Origin of the sequence: Corallococcus sp. AB032C (genome assembly GCF_003668935.1) — a bacterium.
Lineage (GTDB): Bacteria > Myxococcota > Myxococcia > Myxococcales > Myxococcaceae > Corallococcus > Corallococcus exiguus.
Genome location: NZ_RAWP01000022.1, coordinates 69,648 through 91,855 on the forward strand (window position 1 = coordinate 69,648; position 22,208 = coordinate 91,855).

Below are 22,208 nucleotides of genomic sequence, written 5' to 3' on the forward strand. Positions count from 1 at the left end.
GCAGCATGTGATGTCAGGGAGGACATATTCATGGCGATGCGAACCAAGGGGCTTGAGCGGTTCCTGGCGAGGGCTGACCCACGGAAGGGCCCGCACAGGCTGGAGGCTGCGCACCTGGCGGAGGAGGCCGCGTCAGGCGAGCCGGGCTGTTCAGTGAAGCAACTGCCCGAACGCCTCCTGATGCGAGCGGCGGAGGTGGCCAGCAGGCTCAATCCCGTGAACGAGCCTGTCTTCGGGCGGATCGCCGCGGCGGCCGAGGGCGCCTTGCTCACGCCCATGATGGCGGCGGTGATCACCTCCAAGTACTGGGGCCTCAAGCCCCGAAGACTCACCGTGAGCTTCATGGACAACGCGCCGGTGGACCTGCGCAGGCGCATCGTCACGCACCTGAACGCATGGGCGCGGTTCGGGTGCATCGAGTTCGTCGAGACCTCGGGTGTCGGGCAGATCCGGATCGCGCGTGAGCCGAAGGGATACTGGTCCTATCTGGGAACGGACGTCCTGCTCATCCCCCAACATCTGCCGACCCTGAACCTGCAGGGTTTCACCATGAGCACGGATGAGAGCGAGTTCAGGCGCGTGGTCCGCCACGAGGCGGGACATACCCTGGGAATGCCTCACGAGCACATGCGCAGACAGCTGGTGGAACGGATTGATCGTCAGAAGGCCTACGATTACTTCCTGCGCACCCAGGGCTGGAATCGGTCGACCGTGGACCAGCAGGTGCTCACGCCTCTGGAGGATGCGTCCATCATGGCCACTCCCGCGGATGAGGACTCCATCATGTGCTACCAGCTGCCGGGGGGCATCACGATCGACGGCAAGCCCATCCGTGGCGGCGTGGACATCACCGCGTCCGATGCCGACTTCGTCGCCAAAATCTACCCACGGGCTGGAGGGCTCCCCGCGATGGGGCGCGGCTGGACCGAGAACGACTGGCCCGAGAGCGACGACGTCCAGGATGAAGACCTCCTGATCGACGCGGCCTGAGCCGAGCGGGTCCCCGCCGCGGGTCAACCCGCGGCGGGCGGTTGCTCGCCCGTCATGCGGCGCTCAGGGTGACACCGGATGGGCCATCCACTTCCGGAAGGAGGAGACCTGCGTGGAGACGCCAGGGAAGTCCGGGCGGGCGCAGCCCACGCCGAAGCTCGTGATGCCCACTTGAAGCACCTTGCCCTCGGCGGTGGTCATCAGGAGTGGCCCGCCACTGTCTCCCGGACATGCGTCCGCCGTCCCGGGCGCGCTCACACAGAGCATCCCGGGCGTGATGGGGTACTTCCCCCGGTAGCGGGTCGCGCACGCGGCTCGGGGGGCCACCTGCACCGCCACCTCGCGCAGGACCGGGGTGCTGGCGTGCCCCTCGTGCGCGCGGCCCCAGCCGAGGGTGGTCAGGGCCTGCCCCTCTTCCAGCACCAGGTCCGGTTCAGCGAGCCGCACGGGGGCGAACTCCGTCACGGGGGCGGCCAGCCGGAGGAGGGCGACGTCGTTCTGGAAGCTCTGGCTGTCAAATCCCACAGGTGAGGTCACCGCGACGATCCGGAGCGCGCGTCCCCGGGTCGTGGACAGGTCATGTCTGCCAATGACGGCGTAGTGGCCGGTGGAGACCTCGCAGTGCGCGGCGGTCAGCACGGTGTCCGGTGAGATCAATGAGCCGCTGCAATACTGCGTCAGGGTGCCCTGCTGGTTGCGATAGGTGATGGCGACGCTGAAGGGCCACCTTCCAGGCGCGGCCTCGCGACCTCCCGCGATGGACTGGGTGGCGCGGACCCGTTCGGCGCGAGGGCTCGCGGCCTTGGTGGACGGGCGCTCGCTCGCGGAGGGCTGCGACACGCCCCGGGCCTTGAACATGACCCGGGTGCTGTCCTCGAGCGACAAGGCCACGGGCGGCGCGGGGCGGTGCGGAGGTACGGCCAGGGTCATGCTCCAGAACAGGCCGAGGGGCACAAGCATCATCGGACGGATGCTCCAGGTGTCGCGGCACGGAAGGAGGGCCGCTCGTCCCACGGGAGTGCGTGAACTGTGCCGCCACCCGGTTGCGGCCCGGCGCGCGTCGCTCCTTGTCGTTGGGCCGTCGGGCCTGTCCAATCCGGGCGACTGCGTGCCCGTGGCCTGTCGAGCCGGATGGACGGCGTGGCGCCTTCGAGGTGCGGTCCGCCTCACTGGCCCGGTGTGCAGTTGCATGCGTGGATGGCATTGGCGGACACTCGGGGTCCGATGCCAGGGGAACCTGCCGCGCCGCCCCCCTCCGGGCCGGGTGCCATCGAGGTGGACAGCCAGGTGGATGGCTTCCGCATCGTGCGTTTCCTCGCGGAAGGAGCAATGGGCGAAGTCTTCCTCGCCCAGGACGAGGAGCTGGGCCGGCGGGTGGCATTGAAGTTCCTCAAGGTGGAGCTGCTGGGGGAGGCGCACGCGGAGCGGCTCATGGACGAAGCGCGCACGACCGCGCGCTTCAGTCACCCCCACATCGTCACCGTGCACGCGGTGGGCCGGCATCACGGACGCCCGTACCTGGCGCTGGAGTACGTGGATGGCGAGTCGCTCCGCGAGCGGATCGCCCGCGAGACGCCCGGCCTCCATGAGTCGCTTCGCATCTGCCGCGCCATCGCGGAGGCCATCGCGGAGGCGCACCAGCACGGCATCATCCACGCGGACCTCAAGCCGGAGAACATCCTCATCCCCCGGGACGGGCGGGTGCGGGTGGTGGACTTCGGGTTGGCGCGCCATGCAGGGGGGGAACAGGGCGCCGCGTCCGGCACTCCGGCGTACATGGCGCCCGAGCGCTGGCGGGGCGCCCCCCCTTCGCCCGCCATGGACCTCTGGTCCCTGGGCATCATCGCGTGTGAGATGCTGGAGGGACGGCGTCCGCTCGACGACGTGCAGCTCGCCACCTTCGCCTTCACGCCGAAGCCCCTGGCCTTCTCCCCCCGCCTGCGAGGGCTTCCAGGAGGCGACGTGCTGGAGCGCTGCCTCGCGCTGGAGCCCGAGGCCCGCCCCAGCGCGAGGGACGTGGCCCAGGCGCTGTCGGAGGCACTCATCCCTGAGCCACTCCGCCTGGTGGACCGGGCCCCCTTTCGTGGACTGCGGCCGTTCACCGAGGCCGACGCAGGGGACTACTTCGGCCGTGAGCTGGAGCTCGATGGCTTCGTTGAACGCCTGCGCCATGAACCCCTGGTGCCACTGATCGGGCCTTCGGGCATTGGCAAGAGCTCGTTCCTCCATGCGGCGGTGTTCGCACGGTACCGGCGGATGGAGCGCTGGTCGGTGCTGCACGCCCGGCCCGGTCCGAACCCGTTGACCCGACTTGCCGCGCTGCTGACGTCGGGGCGGGAGGGGGAGCCTTCCGTCAGCACCGTCGCGGAGTCGCTCGCCAGCCGGCCTGGAGAGATCGTGCGTCACTTGCGGCGCCTCTGCCAGGAGACGGGCGGCAGCGTGCTCCTGGCGCTGGATGCATTCGAGGAGGTCTTCACGCTCGCCTCGCCACAGGAGGCCGCGCGGGTCGCCGCGTGCCTGATGGCGGCCGCATCCCTGGAGGAACCCTGGCGCATCGTCCTGGTGCTGCGGGACGACTATCTGGGCCAGTACTCGCGGCTGGAGCCGCTGAGGACCTCCCTGGGTGCTGCCTTCGCGCTCGCCAGGCTGACGCCCGCGGCCCTGCGGGAGGCGATTACAGGCCCCCTGCGGCGCGTGGGATATTCCGTCGACTCGCCCTCGCTGGTCTCGCGGCTGGTGGAGGAGGTGGAGGCCCAACCCGCCGGGCTGCCCCTGCTGCAGTTCGTCTGCATGGCGCTGTGGGAGCGGCGCGACGTCGACTCGCGCACGCTGCGCGCTTCCGTCCACGAGGCCCTGGGGGGCGTGGGGGGAGCGCTCGCGCTCTATGCGCAGAAGTTCCTGCAACAGCTTCCCTCCGAGGAGATACGCGCGGCGCGCGGCCTCCTACTGCGTCTGGTCACCGCCGCGGGCACGCGCCGGCCCCGTCCCCTGGCCGAGCTGCTGGAGGGCCTCGCGGACTCCGCGCCGGGCGTGCTGGAGAAGCTCCACGCCAACCGGCTGGTGGTGACGACCCGCGACACCCAGACAGACGAGCCGCTGGTGGAGCTGGCCCACGAATCGCTCGCGACCACCTGGCCCGCGCTGGCGCACTGGGTGGAGGAGACCCGCGAAGAGCGCGTGCTGGTGCAGCAGCTCGAGGAGGCGTCACGGCTCTGGGAGCAAAGGGGGCGGCCGGACGGGGAGACGTGGGCGGACGAACCCTTGCGGCAGGCCCTGCGCCGGGTAGAGGCCTGGAACATCTCATTGCCCACGCGCTCGAAGTCCTTCCTGGAGGCGGGGCAGCGGCGGGCCTGGACCCTGACTCGCCGCCGCCGGTGGCTGTTGGGGGGATTCATCAGCCTGCTGGTGGGGGTCTCCATCGCGGCGGTGCTCGCGGCGCTGGCCTTCCGTCAGAACCAGCTCGAAGCCATCCGCCAGCAGGCCACCCTCCGTCTGGCCTCGGCGGACATCGGTGAGTTCGACCTCATCCTGGAGTCCCACGACTTCGATCCGATGACGCAGCGCTGGACGAAGGCCTCGCGGTCGGACGTGGTGGCCTGGCGCCTGGCACCCGTCCAGGGCGACACGAAGGCGGAGGACGCGCTTCCCTACCGGGAGCCGGACCTCCAGCGGCGGCAGCTCCTCCGGGAGGCGGACGCAAGTCCTCGGGAGCGTGTCGAGGTGCCCTCCCGGCCGGCGTGGTTGGTGGTGGAGCGAGAGAGCTGCGGGCCGTCCATCCTCCGGTTGGAGCGGCTCCCCGGCCACCGGGAGCGGATACCCGTCCAGGAGATCCGCCTGCCCATTCCGACGTGCGAGGCCTCGCGTGTGGGATTGGTCTCCATTCCAGCGGGACCCTTCTGGCGCCCGGCGGACGACGACACGCGCGAGCCGGAGCGGACGGTCGACGTGGCGGGCTTCGCCATGGACCAGACCGAGGTCACCAACGGCCAGTTCCGCCTCTTCGAGGAGGGCGTGCTGCGGCGGACGCCGTATGTCCACGAGCTCCCACCTCAGCATCCCATCTTCTCGCGCTCGCTCGAGCTGGCGAGTCCGGTGACCGGGCTGGATGCCTTCTCCGCGGAAGCCTTCTGTCGCTACCTGGGAAAGGCGCTCCCGACCGCGGACGAATGGCGCAAGGGCTTCCGGGGGGGACTGACGCTCGATGAGTCGGGGACGCGCATCAACCCTGCGCCGAAGCGGAAGACCGCCTGGCTGACGCCCAGGAAGGACCCGCCCGCGAACCTCCTGGGGCACGATCCGTATCCGGGGGTCGCGCCCGTGGGCTCCTTCCCAGAGGACCTGAGTCCATACGGCCTGTTCGACATGGCGGGCAACGTCGCGGAGTGGACCGAGACGACGGCCATGCAGGGAGACTTCCAGAACCTGCGAAGCCTTCTGGGCGGGCGGTGGGATGCGCCGAGGGAGGAGGGACACCACGAGGTCACGTGGACGAACCACCTGCCTCCTCGGCGCTTCGAGTTCGGCATCGGGGTGCGCTGCGTGGAGCGCCCCCGTCCCAGCTCATTCCCGGGGCAGTCCGGGATCCGCTGACGCGGCCCCCTCCTAAGCCGAAGAAAGCAGCAGGTGTTGGTAGTCGTCCGACAGTCCTGTCTGGCCAAAGTGCCAGGGCTCGAGGACGCCGGTGGATACGGCGATCTTCTGCTTTAGGACCTGCTTGACGTCGTTGAACATCTGCAGCCCCGTGTCCTCGGCGCCCGTCAGGCACCCCAGGAACCGGATCGTGGTGGCGCGGGGGAGCAGGTCATTGAGCTCACGGACCACGCTGGAGCGGATCCTGCCGTTTTCGACGAGGATCTCATCGCCCAGCTTGAAATAGCCCGCGCGACCGTGTCCCACGAGGTCGAGGACCGACACGTCCGGCAGTCTCTCCGGACCCCGAGGCCTGCTGTTCGCGATGGCCAGGCGCAGGCCACTCCCATTCTGACACCTCGCGAACTTGTGGTCGCTGGACTGGTTGTTGGCCGCCAGGGCGACCGCCTCGAACATCGGATGGATGGTTTGAGGATAGGAGATGACCGTGAGGTGGATTCCCATGTGCCGTCTACTTGAGCAACAGGTCGAGCAGTTCCAGGAGGTCATCCTGCCGTTGCTTGTCGTGAACGCGTTCCATGATGAACTCGCGCAGGGACTTCTCTCCCGCGCCAATGGGCCATTTCCCTCCACCCTCCGCGAAAGCACCCAGATTCGTGCCCACCGTCTGGCTTTGTGTGGCGACCCACTCCGGCGACAGCAGCAGGAATCCGTAGGGCGCGTCCTTCGTGGCGAATTGAATGGTCGAAGGCAGGTCCGACCACACGAATCGGTAATCATCCTTGAGGTCGACGTAGAAGGGCCCGAGCGCTTCATTCCGAGCGAACCGGAAGGTCAGGAGGTCCTTCTTCTGTTGCAGGTCCGTGGTCCGGCTTTCGAACCTGACCTTGAACGCGTTGTAGAGGCGCACCCAGTTCTTGAACCACCAGGCGCCCAGTTCGTCCGGATGCTTCTTCGTCGAGATATCCGCCCGGTAGTAGTCCTCGGTCGAAATGGTGTCTGCCATGAACTGCCTCGTCTCAGACCGCGTGTGGTACTGCGTGAAAGACCCGCGCGTTACTCCCGCTTCAGGCCGAAAGAGTGCATGAGGTTGTAGACATGCGCTCGGGTGAGGTCGAACTGGCGGGCCACCTCGCTCACGTTCCCACCAAAAGTTTTGAGCCCTCGCCGCAAGAGCTTCTCCTGGAACCGCCGCGTCGCCTCATGGAAGGAGAGGGGGCCCTCCTGCTGGGAGGGAAGTCCCTCCGCCAGATGGCGCGGCTCGATGTAGCTGGCGCCTTCCGCGCTCGCGCGGATGAGCGCCGCCTCCAGTCGGTGCCGGAGCTGCCGGACGTTGCCAGGCCATTCAGTGGCCTCGCAGGCCGCATGGAAGCCGGGGGAAGCCCTGAGTGCCGGCAGCCCATGCTCCTCCGACAGCCGTTCCAGCAACTGCTCCACGAGGCACCCCATGTCCTCCTTCCGCTCGGCAAGGCTGGGCATGCGGAGCGTGAAGACATTCAGCCGGTAGAAGAGATCCTCGCGGAAGCGCCGCTCGGCCACCTGTTGTTCCAGCGACGCGTTGGTGGCGGCGATGATCCGGATGTTCGCCTTCGCGAGCCGCGAGCTCGCCAGCGCATAATATTGCTTTGACTGAAGCAGCTGCAGCAGCTTGCCCTGGGCCGCCAGTGGAATCTCCGCGATTTCATCCAGGAACAGCGTGCCGCCTTCCGCCGCCTCCACCTTGCCCACCGTGCGCCGCGCCCCTGGAAACGCGCCGGGCAGCGCCCCGAAGAGCTCGCTTTCGATGAGCCCTTCGGGAATCGCCGCGCAGTTGATCTCCACGAAGGGGCCGCCACGCCGCTTGCTGTTGTCGTGGATGGCCTGCGCCAGCTGGGTCTTCCCCGTGCCGGAGGCACCGGTGACGAGCATGGAGACGTCGAGGGGCGCCGCCAGCGCCACCTGCTCGAAGACGTGCGCCATGACACGGCTGCGCCCCGCGATGGCATCCAGCCGGAGCTTCTCCCGGAAGGGCCGGGTGGGATCCTCCGCCTCTCGCCAGCTCCCGGAGCCCGCGTGCTGCACCGCCGTGCCCACGAAGCGAGCCACGGTCTCCGCCACCTGGACCGCCTCCGCGGAGAAGGGCCCCGCGCCCCGTTGGCCCTCGAGGTAGAGGACGCCCGGGCCGCTTCCGCTCAGGGGCACGCAGAGCACGGCCTCCAGCCGTTGCTCCTTGACGCTGCGAGCGCTGGAGAAGCGTGGGTCGAGCAGCGCGAAGGGCGTATGGAGCGTCTGTCCGGAGGCGATCGCCGCCGCGACGATGCCTCGCGAGGTCACCGCGCGGATGTGCTCTTCCTCGCTCGTCGAGCATCCATGGGAGAGGGACCACTGGCGCCCGCCCGCCGCCAGGTCCGCGTACAGCTCCAGGTAGGCGCGTTCCGCCTGGGTCACCTCCACCAGCGCGGTCAGCACGTCGCGCAGGGGCTCACCGGGCGCTGGGGCCCCCAGGAGGCGGAGCAGGTGGAGGTACAGACTCCGCTCGCGGGTCAGGCGGATTTCCAGCTCGGTCATTCCCGAGACTCTAGGACCCTCTCGCAGTGAGACAAATGGCCTTCCCGCGACGTGCATGTCCGTGAGGTAAGCATTTCGCGCGCCAGCCCCCATCCCGGGGCGAGCCGCCAAAGACTGTCCACCGGACTGGTCAGCTCCGAGGCCGGAGATTCAAGGCGATTGGACACCGCGACGGCATGTCGCCGGGCGAACAGTCCTGGCACGAAGGCTGCTGTGGAGAAAGGGAGCGCCGCGCCGCCGAGGGTGGGTCCGCGGGGGGGAACCTCGCCAGCGGCGGCGTTGGCGTTCACGCCCTGCTCACGCCGTAGTGGAGATCGTCGATGCCTGTCCAGACGCGAGATGAAAACAGACTTTCCGTGTGTGTCGGGGCCTTGGCATGGCTGTGCGCCATGGGCCTGCTGCTCAGGGGGACGCCTGTGAATGCCGCGGAGTCCGAGGCTGACACCCGCATCCCGGAAATGGAGCTTCTTTGCACAGACGCTGTGCCTCCTCCCGTCTTGGACGCCGCCGAGGACCCCAGGTTCGTCATCAACAGGTCGGGCGCGGTGACGCTCTCCAAGAAGAAAGAGAACCTCTTGATGGAGTTCAATCTGGGAGGAAATGCGCATCCCGCCTGGGTCCAGGTCGAGCGGGTCACCCACAAGGGCGTCCGCCATCCCGTGGCTTGCGGCCAAGTGGATGATGGGATGCGTTATCGGCTTCCCGAGGCCGACCCGGAGACCGAGAAGGACGTCCTGGTGGTGCGCCTTTTCGACCTGCCCCGCAGCGCGGTGGAGCAGGCCCGGCTCCGCTCCGTTCGCGAGGAGCGCGAGAAGGTGCTCCTCACACCCGGGATCATCGAAAGTGAGCAGGCTGCGCTCCGGGATTGGGCGGAAGTGGGCCTGGTCGCCAAGACCGTGGAGCAGTTCGCATTGTCGACCGATGGCAAGGAGGAAGTCCTCGCGAAGGCTGTGATTGCCAACGCCCTGAGCATCGTCGCGCAGCTCGGAGCTGCGTGTCCGGGTGCTGGCTCCGCTGCGTCCGGTCCCGCACTGCTCAACAAGCTCTGCGAGGAAAACCGGTCGTTGGATTCGCAGCTGGGAACCGTGTCCGAGGCGCTCGATCGCTATTCTCGCGCGATGAGGGACGCTGCCCTCAAGGAGCGGCGCACGGAGTTCCGCGTTGCGCTGCGAGCCGCCGCCGAAACCCTGAAGCCTGGAGCGCGGCTTGAGGGCGAAGCCCGCGAAGCACATTGCACACAGATTGCCATGCTGAACTGGCTCCACGACGACGAGAGGCCGCACCTGGTCGCCCAGGTCGAGCTCCCGCTGGTGGACGGCGCACGGATCGTCGAGGCGACGTACGGCGGCGGTGACTCCAGACAGGACCTTTCCTCTGGGATGCACAAGCCGCTCGCGGTGTTGCTCCACGATGTCACGTCTGGGGTCGAGTTGGGCGTCGGAACGCAGCAGGTCATCACCGGACGCAATGACGCAGCGGATGCAGTGGCGGGAGCCTTTTCCTTCATGATCCGCCTGGCGAAGCTCGCCCCTGGGGCGCTGCCTGCCGCGGTGGGAGGGAAGGTTTTCCCGGCGGCTCACCGAGAGCTGGACTTCAGCGTGAAGGCGCCCACCCTCATCTGCCTCGACCAGACAACGGCCCCGGCCGGCGCATCGGAAAGGGTCCTGAAGGCTACGCTCAAAGCGGACATGGGCGCGCCACCGCTCGCCCGCATTGGCACGCGCACCCTCGTCGTGGAGCCGCTCGACAAGGGCTCACGACGCGAAGTCTATGTATGTGATGCGAAGCCTTGCGAGCCTTCGAAGGACAACGTCAAGGTCCGCAATCGGGTGATTCTGGACGCGGACCAGGGGAGTTCCTTCCTGTTGCTGGTGGAGGTGGCGGGAACGGCGGCCATGGAGGGGCAGGGGGGATTCACCACCCCTCGATACGCGCCGCTGGGGAGCAGCGCCGGCCCGCAGCGGGTCTACGAGTTGCGCGGTGACTACCGCACCCAGGACCTGGCTTCTGTTTCAGTCCTGTTCGGAGTGAGGCTGTCTCGGAGCTGGCTGTTGGCCGGAGGCCCCAGCGTCCTCGTGGGCACTTCCGGGGGGACGTTCTCGCAGCTGGGCTTGCGCGCGGGCTGGGAGTTCGCACGAGGAGTGGTCTTGACCACCGGTCCCAGCCTGCGGTTCGTCCAGACGGCCACGAAGGAGGCCCCGCTGGGCTCACGCATCGCGCTGGCGAACGGAGAGGAGCCCAAGGTTCCCGCTCCGCCCGGGCTCGAATACCAGCCAAGGTTTGGATGGTCGGTTGGGCTCGGAGTGGATGCCTCGGTGTTGACGGATGCCGGCAAGTCGCTGCTGAAGAGCGTGGGGGTGACGGAATGAAGGCATTCTTTGGTGTGTGTCTGGCGTTGTCGGTCCTGCTGGCGGGATGCGGTGGAAACGAGACGGTGAAAGGCTATGACGCGAAGCCCGAGGCGGAGTTCGATCCAGGGCTGACCCTCGTCTTCCCGGACAGGCAGCCCAACGGCACCCTGCCGCTAAAATCCGGAGGGACGTTCAAGGTGCGGCTGGACGCATTCATCCCCCACCTCTGCGAGCCCATCACCGCGACCGTGGAGTTGGTCACCGCGGCGGCTCCAGAGGACGCGAAGGTCTCCGCCCTGGCGACGCTGAGCCCGCAGAGCCCCTGTGAACAGGTCGCCGGCGAGGTGGAGCTGGCATGGCCCGAAGGAGGTGAGGTGCTTGTCCGGGCGACACTTGCCGGTGCCATCCGGGAGGAGCGGGTGGCCTTCGGGACGCGCGGCGTCCTGGAGCTCCGCGTCGACCCGGCTCAAGCGGTGCTGCCCGCGGCGGGGGAGGTGGTCGAGGTGACGGTCCTCGCGACACTGGATGGGGTGTCCGCTCCAGGCATCCCCATCCGCGTGGAGGCGGTCCCCGCGACGCAGGTGCTCCCTGCCACGGGTGTCTCGGATGCGCGCGGCGCCTTCCGCGCGAGCATCCTGGTTCCAGTGGACACGCTTGGGATGCGCATCGACGCCATCGCGGGCAGCGTCCGAACGGGAGTGACCCTCCGCGTGGCCCCCTGATGTGGGGCTCCGTGCCCGCTCTCCCGGGTGAGCGTTCAGCCGCGCGCGAACACGGTCGGCTCCGGGGTGTCGCTCCAGAGCAGCTCCAGCGCCTTGCCGGTCAGCCGCGCGCGCAGGACCTCGTAGCCGTCCACCGCGAACAGCCCCTCCGGCGTCAGGGGCGTGAGGCGGGCGGGGGCCCGGCTTCCCCGGCGGAGCCACAGGACTCCGTCCTTCCAGGACACCTCATTCGGTCCAAAGCGGCCGGCCAGGGCTTTGAGGGCCTGCGGCGCGATGGAGACCGGGTGCAGCCCTGCTTCCACCGTCGTCTGGGCCCAGGCGTATTCGAAGCGCTGCTCGGGGGCGAGGCCGGGAGTCGCCAGCAGCTTCTTCAAGGCGCGGGACTTCGCGACCTCCAGGGCCTGCTCGGGAGGTGTCTCTACGTCCGGAGCAATGCCCACGCCCTCCCAGTTCGTCTGGCTGACCGCGTGGACCGGGCGCCCATGCGAGACGCTGAGCACGAAGCAGGGGGCGACGGGCACGAGCGAGTTGTTGTTGGCGGCCCCCGCGGTCCTGGCGCCGATCAGCTCGCCCAGCTTGAGCTGCTGGACGTGATAGGCGAACTCTTCCCCCGCTGAAGCCACGCGCGGGTTGATCAGCACGTACAGGGGCTTGCCCATCAACCTCCCGGCGGGAAGGTGCTCCAGCGTCCGGGACTGCTCGGGAGGCTTGGAGCCGGAGAGAAACGTCAGCAGCGGTACGTCCCCATCGAGGAAGTGGCTGACCAGGTAGCGCACCGCCGCGTGGGAGCCACCTCCGTTGTCCCGCAGGTCGATGATGATCGCGTCCCCGTCCTTCAGGAACCGCAGGGCGTCGTCATAGGCCGTACCGGTCTCGTCCTGGACCCAGTGGAACCCGGTGACCCTCAGGTAGCGCACGTTGCCCGGCAGCACGCGCAGATCCGTGAGGCCGTGGTGTTCGCGCAGGGCCAGCTGGTGCCAGTACGCGTCGGTGTCCGTCGCCCGCACCCTGGGCGCCTCCGCGGCGGTGTACCGCGCGGCATCGTTCACCAGGTACATGTGCCGGTCCTTGCTGGCATCCACCAGGTCGGCGGTGACGCGCTCGGCGAACGCCGCTGGCGAGTCCACGTTGTAGCGTCCCGCCTTCCGCTCTTGTTCCAGACGCTCGACGAGCGCCGCGCGCTTCTCCGGGAAGACGTAGGTCCGCTGGAGCTCCGCCTGGATGGAGGACAGCGCCGCGTCGCGCTCCGTGGCGGTGAGCCGCGCGGGGGCCGTGACGGCGCCACTGACGGGGCGCTGCGCGAAGGAGGGCAGGGGTCCTGTCACGAGCCACAGGGCGGTCACTGCGATGAGCAGACGGTCAGCGCTTGGAATCATGGGTCGCTCCAGGTGCGTCGGAATCTTCGAGGTGCAGCAGGTCACCCACCCGCGCGCGCAGGCCGCGGCGGAGGCGACGAGCGCGGGCTGCCTCGGAGCGCTGTCCATGATGCCGTCGCGGCCATGACCCCTTGGGTGCTTCCACCGTGAAATCCGGCCCTCGCTGGCGACGACTCCCAGGTCCGAGCGAAGCCAACGCTCGAGCCCGTTCATCGGCACGGAGGCGTGCGTCTTTTCGCTCGGATCGAGTGGGGAGGTCGCCTTGGCGCCTGGCTGTCCATGGCGCGAAGGGAGCGATGACGCTTCACGCGCACATCGCTCCCCTCATGTCAGCGACGACTCCTAGTCCTTCGTACAGACGACGTCGTCGACCTGGAGGTGGTCGCGGTCGGCGACGCTGCGGCTCGGATAGAAGAACAGGCGCCAGTCGCGCACGTTGCCGGTGAAGCGGAAGAACACCGGCTGCCACTCGTCGCTGTCCACGGTGACGAAGTCCGTCTGCGGGCTCCAGCCGCCGCTCGAGTAGCTGCGGTGGCGGATGCTGCCGTGGCCGCGCACCCGGTACGAGCAGGAGTAGTTGCCCACCGGCACGTTGAACTTCTCCGTGGTGAAGCGCTCCGCGACCTGGATGGGCACCACGAACTGCAGCGCCGCCGAGCCGCCGTGCACCGCGCTCGTGTAGCGCGCGAGGCGCGAGGGCTTGATCTCCGAACCCGGGTCCGTGATGCCGTTGTCCAGGCCGTACCAGTAGTCCGGGACGTAGTTGTTCCCGTAGTAGGGGATGGCGCGGGTGCTCCAGTTCTCGAAGCCGCCGTTGCGGATGATGTTCGCGGAGTGGCTGGCCGCGACGCAGCGGCGGGTGGCCGGGTCGCAGGCAGGCAGGGCGCCGCGGCAGTCATACGTCGTGAAGCAGGCGCCTTCGGCCAGCTCGCACACGCCCGTGCTGGGGTTGCAGCTCGTCGCCGGGTTGCTGCACGTAACGCCGGCGCAGGGGTCGCCCTCGATGCAGAGGTGTGAAGCGGTGTCGCAGACGGGCGTCTCCGGGGTCCCCGCGCAATCCGCGTGGCGGGTGCAGCGGTCCTCGGCGGTCACGCAGGTGTGGGTCGCGTCGCAGGACTGCCACTCGCTGCAGTTCGTGGCGTCGTCGCAGCGGCCGGAGAGCGGCTTGCAGGTCACGGTGGTGTTGTCGCAACGCGCCCAGGCCTCGCAGCTGACCGAGTCGCACGGCTCGGGGGCCCGCACACAGCGAACGTCGTCGATGAGCAGGTGATCGCCGCTGGTGTTCCGGACGCTGAAGATGAGCTCGAAGGTGTCGAAGACGGAGTTGGCCAGGTTGAAGTTGTAGCTCACCTGGGTCCACGTCCGGGTGTCGACGGAGGTGTAGGCCGAGTAGCTGGAGTAGTCGGTGCCGAACCAGCCGTTGCGGACGTCACCGGTTCCCCGCGCCTGGTAGGTGCAGGAGTAGCGGCCCGCTGCCATGGACTTCGCCACGGTGGTGAAGCGCCTGTGGGTGGCCGAGGTGTTGATCAGCTGGGCCGCGTTCACGCCCTCGAAGGGCTGCGTCGTGACCTTCCGAACCACTTCTTCGATGTTCGTCGTGCTCCCGGACCACCGCGCAGGAAGCGCACCGGACCACTCCTCGAAGCCACCGTTGTCGATGACGTTCACCTCGGTGGGCCCGCCCGCGTCCGGATTCCCGGAGCCCGCGTCGGTCGGCTCGGTGCCGGCGTCAGGCGTCTCGGTGCCGGAGTCGGGAGTCTCGGAGCCCGCGTCGGGCGTCTCCGTGCCGGAATCCGGCGTTTCAGTGCCGGAGTCCAGTGTCTCGGTGCCGGAGTCCGGTGTCTCGGTGCCGGAGTCCGGCAGCGGATTGCCCGAGTCGGGCGTCCCGGTGCCCGAGTCCGGCCGGGACTGCCCGGCGTCGGGCGCCTCCGGAGAATCCGAATCACCGCCGCACGCGACGGCCAACACCAACAGCGAAGTCAGGCACACTCGAAACAACTTCAACGCAGCCTCCGGTTTCAGAACTGGATCTTTCGTACCACACTGTACCGGAGAGCAACCTCCCCAGGGGCCGGTGGCGCGTTTCTTCCTCCGGAATGGACCGCGGACTGGCGGGCCTCAGCGGGTTCCGGACGGAGCCCGCCGCTTCGCGCGAGCCCGGATGGGCGCGAGCACGAAGGAGAGGCTCATCAGTTGCTCGCGGCCGGGCGCCCTCGGCTGGCTGGTGAGCTCGCAGAGGCGCTCGATGAGTCTGTTGACCTCCTCGACGTCCCTGGCGCTCAGCCAGCCCTTGTTGCGAGCGGTCCAGAGCTCGCGTCGCGGACCGTCGAGGGCCACGTCCTCCAACTTCAGCGCCTGCTCGAAGTCGCGCGTCGCGACGCGCAGCAGGCCCCGGGCAAAACCTCCCACAGCTCCGAGATTGCCAGCCCTTCCCGCGCGGTAGGCCAGCCGGAGAGGCGCATCACCGGTGCCAGCGAGGCGGTAGCGCCGCTCGTCTCCTTCGGTCGCAGCCACCTCGCGGACCAGCCCGCCACGGCAGAGCGCGCGCAGGTGGTAGTAGAGCCCGTCCGCCGGACGCCCGAGCTCCTCCGCCAGGTCGGCGACGCTCGCCTCTCCGCCGAGCGCGGCCAGGGTGTCCACCAGCTCCTGCCGCACCGGAGAGGAGAGCAGCCGGATCTGTGCGGGATCCTGGATGGCGCGGCGATCGAACGTCCTGGGCATGCGCGGTCGGCTCCGGCTTCTTTGTTGAAATTTCGTGCAGTATTTCAACAATGGGGTGGCCGCTGCAAGCCATGCCGGGCAGCCTCGGAGCCTTCATGTTCGATTCGTCTGTGTTCCACACCGTGCGTCGTGGCGCGCTCGCACTCGCCACCGCCGTCCTCGCTTCCTGTGCCTCCATCCCCCCACCTTCCGCCGCGCCGGAGACGCTCTCGCCCGAGGCGGTGCGGGCGGACCTGCGCTTCGCGATGGAGACCCTCGAACGCAACCATCCGGACCTGGTGCATTCCGTCGACCGGAGCGAACTCGAACGAACTCGGGCGGAGGTCGAACGCACGCTCGACCATCCCCTGCCGCGTGACGAGGCATGGGCGGCGCTGGCCCGGCTGAACCCGGCCTTCGCGGACGGACACGTGCTGATGGGACCCCAGGGTTGGCGGGAGGCGAGCCGCGCGCATCTGTCTTCGGGGGGCGGCTTCTTCCCGTTCGAGGTGTTCCTCGGGCCGGACGGTGCGCCGAGGATTCTCTCGGCGCTCGGCGGAGGCTCCACGGCGCATGCCGGCCGGGCACTCACGCGCATCAACGGACAGGACGCGCGCGAAGTGGTGCGGGAGCTGATGTCCCGCATGCACGGAGACACGCCTCGTTTCCGCGCGGCATTGCTCTCGCAGCGATGGTGGCTCTACTACTGGAAGCTTCACGGCACGCCGGCGCGTTTCGAAGTGGAGCTGGACGGGGTTGAAGTCGTACGCGTGCCGGCGAGCCACGAGCTTCCCGCGATGCTCCAGGCCGAGGATGACTTCGAGCGGCTCTACCGCTTCGAGCTTCTCGAGGGTGGGGATGCCCTGCTCACGCTGGGCTCGTGCTCCTGGCCGGACAAGGCGCGCTACTTCGCCTTCACCCAGGACGCCTTCAGCAGGATGCGCACCGCGGGGACGCGACGGCTGATCATCGACCTGCGCGCCAATGGCGGAGGGGATGACGACATGTGGAAGGAGGGCATCCTCCGTTACGTGGCGGACCGGCCCTATCGCGCGGGTTCGAGCTACCGCAAGCGCTCTCGCAAGCCAGGGGAGACCACCGGGCAGGTGGTTGCCGGCGAAATCACCAGCCTCGAGGAGCCTCGCGTGGATGAGCCGCTTCGCTTCAAGGGGGAGGTCTGGCTGCTGGTCGGGCCGCTCACCTATTCGTCAGCGGTGCTCTTCAGCAACGTGGTCCAGGACTACCACTTCGGTGCCGTGGCGGGAGTGGGGGACGCGGTGCGGGTCCGCCAGTCCGGCGGCGTGCAGAGCGTGGCCCTGCCAAACACAGGGCTGATGTTGTCCTATCCCCGGTTCGTGCTGGACCGTCCCTCGGGGGCGAGGGAACCGGTGCTGCTGCGGCCGGACGTGGTGCTCGACGACGATCCGTTGCACCCCCACGCCGCCGTGGATGTCTTGCTGTCGCGGCCCGTGGGCTCGCACCTTCCCTGAGGTTGTCCTCACTGCGGGCGGTCTCCTAGCGAAGGCCGCTCGTGGTCGTTTCAGGTGGGAAGTTCACGCTTCCCGGGTGAGGCCCGGTTTCCAAGTATGTCTTGGGAGCCGTGCTGCTCGCGGGTGAGTGTGTCCGAACCCGGTTTGATCTGGAGTGGCTCCCCCGGCGATGTTTCCCGGCATGAGTTCGTTGGGGTTGAGGCTGTTCGCGGTTCTGGCCGCGGTGGGGGCGCTCATTGGCGTGGGCGGTTGCGAGGAGGCGAAGGAGAAGCCCTTCTCGCCCGTCACTCAGTCGGCGCGACTGCTGGACCCGCCACAGTACGCCGCTGAGTTCCTGGGCGACCTGTGGCCGGGGGACACCGATTCCTCGCCCATGACGCTGACGGAGGCGAATGGACTCCTCTATTTCTCGGCCGGACTCTTTCCCGACTTCCATGCTCCCTGGAGGAGCGATGGGACCGTCAACGGGACCGTCCGCCTTCTTCCTCCCTACCCGCGCCCAGAGCTGAGCCTTCATGAGGTGGCGTCCTTCACCGCGGTGAACGGCACCGTCTTCTTCACCGCCGGAGATGCGGACACCAGCAATCAGGATGTTGAGCTGTGGAAGACCGATGGCACCGCCATGGGAACCTCGCGCGTGAGGAACCTCCACCCGTCGGATAGCTCGTATCCGGAACAGCTCACGGCGGTGGGGAACACGCTGTTCTTCACTGCCGACGACGGCGCGTACGGAAGACGCCTTTGGCAGAGCGATGGAACGACCGCGGGCACCGTCCTGGTGCAGCCCCAGAAGCCCCCCACGATGCAGGAACCCGGCTGTCTGACGAACTTCAACGGGACGCTGTTCTTCGTCGCCAACAGCTCGACGTACGGCCTCGCGCTGTGGAAGAGCAATGGCACCGCGAACGGCACCGTCGTCGTCAGGACCCTCAATGAGGAAAACTGGGGCGATTTCGAACCGACCCCGGACCTGGCCTGCGCGGTCATCGGGAACCGGCTGTACTTCGAGGGGCCCAAGCCATCGGGTGGACGGGCGCTGTGGCGGAGCGATGGGACGGCTGCGGGCACCGTGCGCATCAAGGACATCACCTCCCGTGGCGCGGACAACCGGCTTGGTGTTTTCACGAACGTCCATGGCACGCTCTTCTTCACCGCTCAGGATCGAAGCCTTGTCGCGTTGTGGAAGAGCGATGGCACCGCGGAGGGGACGGTCGAGGTCTCGCTGTTTCCCGCCTCCCGGGAAGAAGACAGGCCGCAGTCTCTGACCGTGGTGGGCAACCTCCTCTTCTTCACCCGTCGCACCGGGGCGGGCGTCCGCGAGTTGTGGAAGAGCGATGGCTCGGAGTCGGGGACCCAGCGCGTCATGGTGATCCGTCGCGGGAGCTCGGTGCAAGAGCGCGTTTCGCTCGCCGCCTTCCAGGGCCTGCTGTACTTCACCGCCGAAGATGAGACGAGCGGAGCCGAGTTGTGGCGCACCGACGGCACGGAAGCCGGGACGGTCCGGGCGGTCGACCTGTGGCCTGGTGCCGCCAGCTCGGCGCCTTCCTCCCTGCGGGTCGTCCGGGATGCGCTCTACTTCGCGGCCGATGACGGGGTGAGCGGCCGCGAGCTCTGGAGGAGCGATGGCACCTTGGCTGGCACCGTGCAGATGCGGAATATCTCCACCTTCAAGAAGAGCTCCGCTCCCTCTTTCGGCGTGGCCTTGAATGGCGTGCTGTACTTCGGCGCTGAGGATGGCCCGCATGGGCGGGAACTCTGGCGGACGGATGGCACTCCGGCGGGAACCGCGTTGGTGAAGGACCTCTTGCCAGGGCAGAAGCGGGGCATGCCCACGCAACTGACGCCGATGGGGGGCCTGCTCTACTTCACGGCTTTGGACGCCGCGGGGTCCTCCCTGTTGTGGAAGAGCGACGGCACCGAGTCAGGCACCATGCAGGTGCTGAACAGCTTTCCCGAAGGAGGGAGGGATGTCGCGAACCTGCGGCGACTGGGGAACCTGCTGCTGTTCACGGCCTCGGAGCGAATCGGGGGGCGAGAGCTGTGGCGGAGCGACGGGACCGAGGCAGGCACCGTGCGGGTGAAGGACATCGATCCCGTGGCGCAAAGCATTCCGCCCCTTCCCGGGCTCGCGATCCTCAAGGACCACGTCTACTTCACGGCCTCCGAAGGCACCTCGGGCTACGAGCTGTGGAAGAGCGACGGGACCGAGGCGGGCACCGTGCGGGTGAAGGACATCGCCGTGGGCAGCGGGAGCAGTACCCCCATCGACATCTCCACGGTGGGCGAGCAGCTCTTCTTCTTCGCCAATGATGGCGTCACGGGCTCCGAGTTGTGGAAGAGCGACGGCACCGAGGCCGGCACCATGCGGGTGAAGGACATCTGGCCCGGGACCGCCAGCAGCAGGACGCCCGACTGGGGCCAATTCGTCGATGTGGACGGAGTGGCCTTTTTCATGGCCAATGATGGCTCGAGTGGCACGGAGCTTTGGAGGAGTGACGGCACGGAAGAAGGCACCGTGCGCGTCAAGGACCTCTCTCCTGGGAGCGCCAGTTCCACCATCTCCGCATCCAATCTCAAGGTCTACCAGGGGCAGCTCTTCTTCGGATTCTTCGACGGCCAGCAGGGCAACGAGCTGTGGCGCACGGATGGCTCCGAGGCGGGCACGGTCTGTGTCAAGGACCTCGTCCCCGGCGTCGGGGGTTCCTATCCCAGCAACTTCGTGGTCGTCGGGGGAACGCTCTTGTTCACAACCTTGTCTGGCCAGGGCCGAACGACGATCTGGCAGAGCGATGGAACGTCGACGGGGACGCAGCCCTTCGCGAGAGGCGGGGAGTGGTCCAATCCGGGGCAGCTGGCGCAGCTGGGCGACGATCTGATCTTCGTCGCCTACGACGGGTTGCACGGGAGTGAGGTGTGGCGCCTCCCGCGGGTCATAGACCAGACGCCACCCCGGTTGACGTGCCCAGCGTCCCTGGTGGCCGAGGCGACGAGCGCCCAGGGTGCGACGGTGGACTACCCGCTCGTGACGGCAACCGATGAGCGCGGGGAGACTCCGACGCTCCGCTACAGCCAGGAGAGCGGGACCCCGTTTCCGCTGGGGACCACGTCGGTGGTCGTCACCGCAGCCGACGCCGTGGGCAATAGCGCCACCTGCTCCTTCACGGTCGACGTGTGGGACACCACGCCGCCGGAACTCACCTGTCCGGTGGACGTGAGCACCTGGGCGACGGCCAATGACGGCGCCACGGTGGAGTATCCGGACGCCATCGCGACGGATACGGTCTCCGCCGCGACGCTCGAATACAGCCATGCGACCGGGACACGGTTTGGTCTGGGGCTCACCAAGGTCACGGTCGTGGCGACGGATGCCGCCGGGAACTCCTCTTCGTGCGCCTTCCAAGTCCAGGTGGCGGAGACGCCAGCACCGGCAATCACCTGTCCGGTGGACATCCAGGCCGAGGCCATTGCCGCCACGGGTGCGCCCGTCCATTACCCGGAAGCGAGCGCCACGGGGACCGGCGGGGTGTCGGTGACGTACAGCTCCGCGAGCGACAGCGTGTTCCCGCTGGGGGACACGTTGGTGACGGCGACCGCACGTGACGAACGAGGGCGCACGGCGAGCTGTGCCTTCACCGTCACCGTGCGCGACACCACGCCGCCGCAAGTGGGCTGTCCGGGGGACCTCGTGGCCGAAGCAGAGGGCCCCGACGGCGCGTCCGTTCCGTTCCTTCTCGTGAATCCCCGGGACGCGGTGACGCCTTTCCCCTCGGTGACGTCCAGCGCCAGTGCGGGGGCCCGCTTCCCGCTGGGAACCACGGAGGTCACCGTGACGGCGACGGATGCGGCGTCCAATGCCGCCACGTGTGCCTTCTCCATCACCGTGAGGGACACCACGCCCCCCGAGCTCAGCTGCCCCTCGGATGTGGTGATCAAGACCGGGAGCGACGAGGGCACGGTCGTGACCTTCCCGGAGGCCGTGGCCCGGGATGCGGTGACGCCGGTGGTTCCCGTGACCTACAGCCACGCGTCTGGCAGTGGGTTTCCGCGCGGCGCGACGGTCGTGACAGCGACGGCCCAGGATGCGTCAGGCCTCTCCGCTTCGTGCACGTTCCAGGTGACGGTGGCGTACTTCGTGCCCCCACCGGCGGGCGGGGAGGTGACGACGGGGTGCGCGTGCTCGGCGGAGGCTTCCGGCGGTGGTGGAGGCGCCGCGTGGTTCGCGCTCCTGGGGAGCGCCTTCTGGCTCCAGAGGCGTTCCCGCCGGGAGTGTTGAGGCAAAGGGCCCGGGGCCACTCCCTCGTGCAGGGCGTCCCGGACCTGCTGGTGCTCAAGAGCGTGGGATGGGGCGACTCCGCGCAGCCACGAATGGCCACCTGGAACTGCTCCGCGAAGGCGCGGCACCCGAGCAATTCAGCCCGCCCTGCCAGCCAGCTCCTTCGCTGCCCCGATGAAGCGGCGCAGGGGCTCCGAGCGCTGTGCGCGGCTGGGGGAGTAGAGGAAGAAACCCGGCACGAAGGGCGCGTAGTCCTCCAGTACCCGCACGAGGCGTCCGGAATCCAGATGCTCCTGGATGGCTGGCTCTTGGACGTACGCCAGCCCCAGCCCCTCGATGGCGAATGTCACGCCGGCCATCTCGTCGTTGGTGGCGACATTGCCGCGCACCGGGATGCGCCAGGTCCTGCTTTCGCGCTCCAGCTCCCAGGCATAGGGAGTTCCGGTCGTCTGTGAGCGCAGGACGATGCATTCGTGCTGGAGCAGGTCCTCGGGGCGCTCAGGAGCCCCGCGCTTATCGAGATAGGCCGGTGCACCCACCACCACGAAGCGGAAGGCATCCGTCAGACGTACCTGCACCATGTCGCGCTCGATGGTCTCGCTCAGACGCACGCCTGCGTCGTAGCCCTCCGCGACGATATCGATGAGGCGCTGTTCGACGATGATGTCCACCTCCACGCGGGGGTATCGCGCGCGGAAGGCTGACAGCACGGGCGCGATGAGCAGGGACACCGCTGCTCGTGGCACGGACAGCTTCAGCCGTCCGACGACCTCCCCTGGCTCGGCCGAGGCACCGTGGAGCGCGGCGGCCGCCTGAGCAAGGCCCGGACCGGCCTCCTCCACGAGCCGCCGTCCCGCATCCGTCAGGGACACACTGCGAGTGGTGCGGTGGAGCAGGACCACGCTCAGCTGCTCCTCCAGCTGCCGGACGGACTGGCTCACGGCGGCCGTGGAGACGCCGAGCTCGCGCGCCGCGCCACGGAAGCTCTGAAGCCGCGCGACGGCAAGGAACACGTGCAGCTGCTGGAAGAGGACCGTCTTCATGTCGGGACTCCTCTGGGGCACGAATCGCCGGGCCACCATCAACTCCTGCTTAACGGCCCGTTCGCTCCTCGACATCTAGTCCTCGGAGGGTGCGCCGCGTAGTTCTTTCACCGGGCCCTGCTGCTT

Annotated in this window: 15 protein-coding genes; 7 read left to right on the plus strand and 8 right to left on the minus strand. The window is 68.3% G+C overall.

The genetic code is table 11. The features are described from left to right. The first annotated feature begins 30 nt into the window (after positions 1 to 30). Positions 31 to 990 carry a M12 family metallopeptidase gene (locus tag D7X99_RS12715; protein WP_120596657.1) on the plus strand — a complete coding sequence of 320 codons (960 nt, stop codon included), beginning with the start codon at positions 31 to 33 and terminating at the stop codon, positions 988 to 990. Positions 991 to 1,053: 63 nt separating this feature from the next. On the opposite strand, the gene D7X99_RS12720 is transcribed toward D7X99_RS12715, so the two are convergent. Then, on the minus strand, positions 1,054 to 1,953 hold the full coding sequence (locus D7X99_RS12720; protein ID WP_158620698.1) for a serine protease: 900 nt from the start codon (positions 1,951 to 1,953) through the stop codon (positions 1,054 to 1,056). Between the two features lie 261 nt (positions 1,954 to 2,214). Between D7X99_RS12720 and D7X99_RS12725 the strand changes: the two genes are divergently transcribed. Next, positions 2,215 to 5,580: a bifunctional serine/threonine-protein kinase/formylglycine-generating enzyme family protein gene (locus D7X99_RS12725; RefSeq protein ID WP_158626997.1), complete on the plus strand. Its 3,366-nt coding sequence runs from the start codon at positions 2,215 to 2,217 to the stop codon at positions 5,578 to 5,580. A 12-nt stretch (positions 5,581 to 5,592) separates the two neighbouring features. On the opposite strand, the gene D7X99_RS42800 is transcribed toward D7X99_RS12725, so the two are convergent. Genes D7X99_RS42800 through D7X99_RS12735 form a run of 3 tightly spaced genes read right to left on the minus strand, consistent with a single transcriptional unit; the run spans position 5,593 to position 8,127 of the window. Further along, positions 5,593 to 6,084, minus strand: coding sequence for a DUF4347 domain-containing protein (locus tag D7X99_RS42800; RefSeq protein WP_158626998.1), 492 nt, complete (start codon positions 6,082 to 6,084; stop codon positions 5,593 to 5,595). Positions 6,085 to 6,091: 7 nt separating this feature from the next. Next, positions 6,092 to 6,586 (minus strand): hypothetical protein, encoded by a 495-nt coding sequence (locus tag D7X99_RS42805; RefSeq protein WP_120595567.1) that lies wholly within the window; start codon positions 6,584 to 6,586, stop codon positions 6,092 to 6,094. Positions 6,587 to 6,636: 50 nt separating this feature from the next. After that, positions 6,637 to 8,127 carry a sigma-54-dependent Fis family transcriptional regulator gene (locus D7X99_RS12735; RefSeq protein ID WP_120595568.1) on the minus strand — a complete coding sequence of 497 codons (1,491 nt, stop codon included), beginning with the start codon at positions 8,125 to 8,127 and terminating at the stop codon, positions 6,637 to 6,639. Between the two features lie 389 nt (positions 8,128 to 8,516). Between D7X99_RS12735 and D7X99_RS12740 the strand changes: the two genes are divergently transcribed. Continuing rightward, entirely contained in the window at positions 8,517 to 10,496 is a 1,980-nt protein-coding gene (locus D7X99_RS12740; protein WP_147454528.1) for a hypothetical protein, read from the plus strand. Next, on the plus strand, positions 10,493 to 11,200 hold the full coding sequence (locus D7X99_RS12745; protein WP_147454529.1) for a hypothetical protein: 708 nt from the start codon (positions 10,493 to 10,495) through the stop codon (positions 11,198 to 11,200). The genes D7X99_RS12740 and D7X99_RS12745 overlap by 4 nt, the downstream gene beginning before the upstream one ends. 35 nt (positions 11,201 to 11,235) lie before the next feature. Here D7X99_RS12745 and D7X99_RS12750 read toward each other — a convergent pair whose 3' ends face one another. Beyond that, positions 11,236 to 12,576, minus strand: a complete 1,341-nt coding sequence (locus tag D7X99_RS12750) for a S41 family peptidase (RefSeq protein WP_120595590.1) — start codon at positions 12,574 to 12,576, stop codon at positions 11,236 to 11,238. Between D7X99_RS12750 and D7X99_RS44260 the strand changes: the two genes are divergently transcribed. Further along, positions 12,575 to 12,703 carry a hypothetical protein gene (locus tag D7X99_RS44260; protein WP_255428684.1) on the plus strand — a complete coding sequence of 43 codons (129 nt, stop codon included), beginning with the start codon at positions 12,575 to 12,577 and terminating at the stop codon, positions 12,701 to 12,703. The genes D7X99_RS12750 and D7X99_RS44260 overlap by 2 nt on opposite strands. 215 nt (positions 12,704 to 12,918) lie before the next feature. Here D7X99_RS44260 and D7X99_RS12755 read toward each other — a convergent pair whose 3' ends face one another. Beyond that, entirely contained in the window at positions 12,919 to 14,580 is a 1,662-nt protein-coding gene (locus D7X99_RS12755; protein ID WP_120595571.1) for an invertase recombinase-like protein, read from the minus strand. Positions 14,581 to 14,694: 114 nt separating this feature from the next. Continuing rightward, positions 14,695 to 15,297 carry a helix-turn-helix domain-containing protein gene (locus D7X99_RS12760; RefSeq protein ID WP_121778038.1) on the minus strand — a complete coding sequence of 201 codons (603 nt, stop codon included), beginning with the start codon at positions 15,295 to 15,297 and terminating at the stop codon, positions 14,695 to 14,697. 95 nt (positions 15,298 to 15,392) lie between these two features. On the opposite strand from D7X99_RS12760, the gene D7X99_RS12765 reads away from it, so the two are divergent. Both D7X99_RS12765 and D7X99_RS12770 read left to right on the plus strand, forming a co-directional pair. Next, entirely contained in the window at positions 15,393 to 16,766 is a 1,374-nt protein-coding gene (locus tag D7X99_RS12765) for a S41 family peptidase (protein WP_158626999.1), read from the plus strand. Positions 16,767 to 16,947: 181 nt separating this feature from the next. Beyond that, positions 16,948 to 21,039 (plus strand): ELWxxDGT repeat protein, encoded by a 4,092-nt coding sequence (locus tag D7X99_RS12770; protein WP_158627000.1) that lies wholly within the window; start codon positions 16,948 to 16,950, stop codon positions 21,037 to 21,039. Positions 21,040 to 21,176: 137 nt separating this feature from the next. Here D7X99_RS12770 and D7X99_RS12775 read toward each other — a convergent pair whose 3' ends face one another. Further along, positions 21,177 to 22,082 carry a LysR family transcriptional regulator gene (locus tag D7X99_RS12775; protein WP_121778041.1) on the minus strand — a complete coding sequence of 302 codons (906 nt, stop codon included), beginning with the start codon at positions 22,080 to 22,082 and terminating at the stop codon, positions 21,177 to 21,179. Between the last annotated feature and the right edge of the window lie 126 nt (positions 22,083 to 22,208).

Bases quoted from the DNA above. Each gene is read 5' to 3' on its own strand.
- D7X99_RS12715 (WP_120596657.1), top strand. From the start codon at position 31: ATGGCGATGCGAACCAAGGGGCTTGAGCGGTTCCTGGCGAGGGCTGAC.
- D7X99_RS12720 (WP_158620698.1), bottom strand. From the start codon at position 1,953: ATGATGCTTGTGCCCCTCGGCCTGTTCTGGAGCATGACCCTGGCCGTA.
- D7X99_RS12725 (WP_158626997.1), top strand. From the start codon at position 2,215: ATGCCAGGGGAACCTGCCGCGCCGCCCCCCTCCGGGCCGGGTGCCATC.
- D7X99_RS42800 (WP_158626998.1), bottom strand. From the start codon at position 6,084: ATGGGAATCCACCTCACGGTCATCTCCTATCCTCAAACCATCCATCCG.
- D7X99_RS42805 (WP_120595567.1), bottom strand. From the start codon at position 6,586: ATGGCAGACACCATTTCGACCGAGGACTACTACCGGGCGGATATCTCG.
- D7X99_RS12735 (WP_120595568.1), bottom strand. From the start codon at position 8,127: ATGACCGAGCTGGAAATCCGCCTGACCCGCGAGCGGAGTCTGTACCTC.
- D7X99_RS12740 (WP_147454528.1), top strand. From the start codon at position 8,517: ATGGGCCTGCTGCTCAGGGGGACGCCTGTGAATGCCGCGGAGTCCGAG.
- D7X99_RS12745 (WP_147454529.1), top strand. From the start codon at position 10,493: ATGAAGGCATTCTTTGGTGTGTGTCTGGCGTTGTCGGTCCTGCTGGCG.
- D7X99_RS44260 (WP_255428684.1), top strand. From the start codon at position 12,575: ATGGGTCGCTCCAGGTGCGTCGGAATCTTCGAGGTGCAGCAGGTCACC.
- D7X99_RS12750 (WP_120595590.1), bottom strand. From the start codon at position 12,576: ATGATTCCAAGCGCTGACCGTCTGCTCATCGCAGTGACCGCCCTGTGG.
- D7X99_RS12760 (WP_121778038.1), bottom strand. From the start codon at position 15,297: ATGCCCAGGACGTTCGATCGCCGCGCCATCCAGGATCCCGCACAGATC.
- D7X99_RS12765 (WP_158626999.1), top strand. From the start codon at position 15,393: ATGTTCGATTCGTCTGTGTTCCACACCGTGCGTCGTGGCGCGCTCGCA.
- D7X99_RS12770 (WP_158627000.1), top strand. From the start codon at position 16,948: ATGAGTTCGTTGGGGTTGAGGCTGTTCGCGGTTCTGGCCGCGGTGGGG.
- D7X99_RS12775 (WP_121778041.1), bottom strand. From the start codon at position 22,082: ATGAAGACGGTCCTCTTCCAGCAGCTGCACGTGTTCCTTGCCGTCGCG.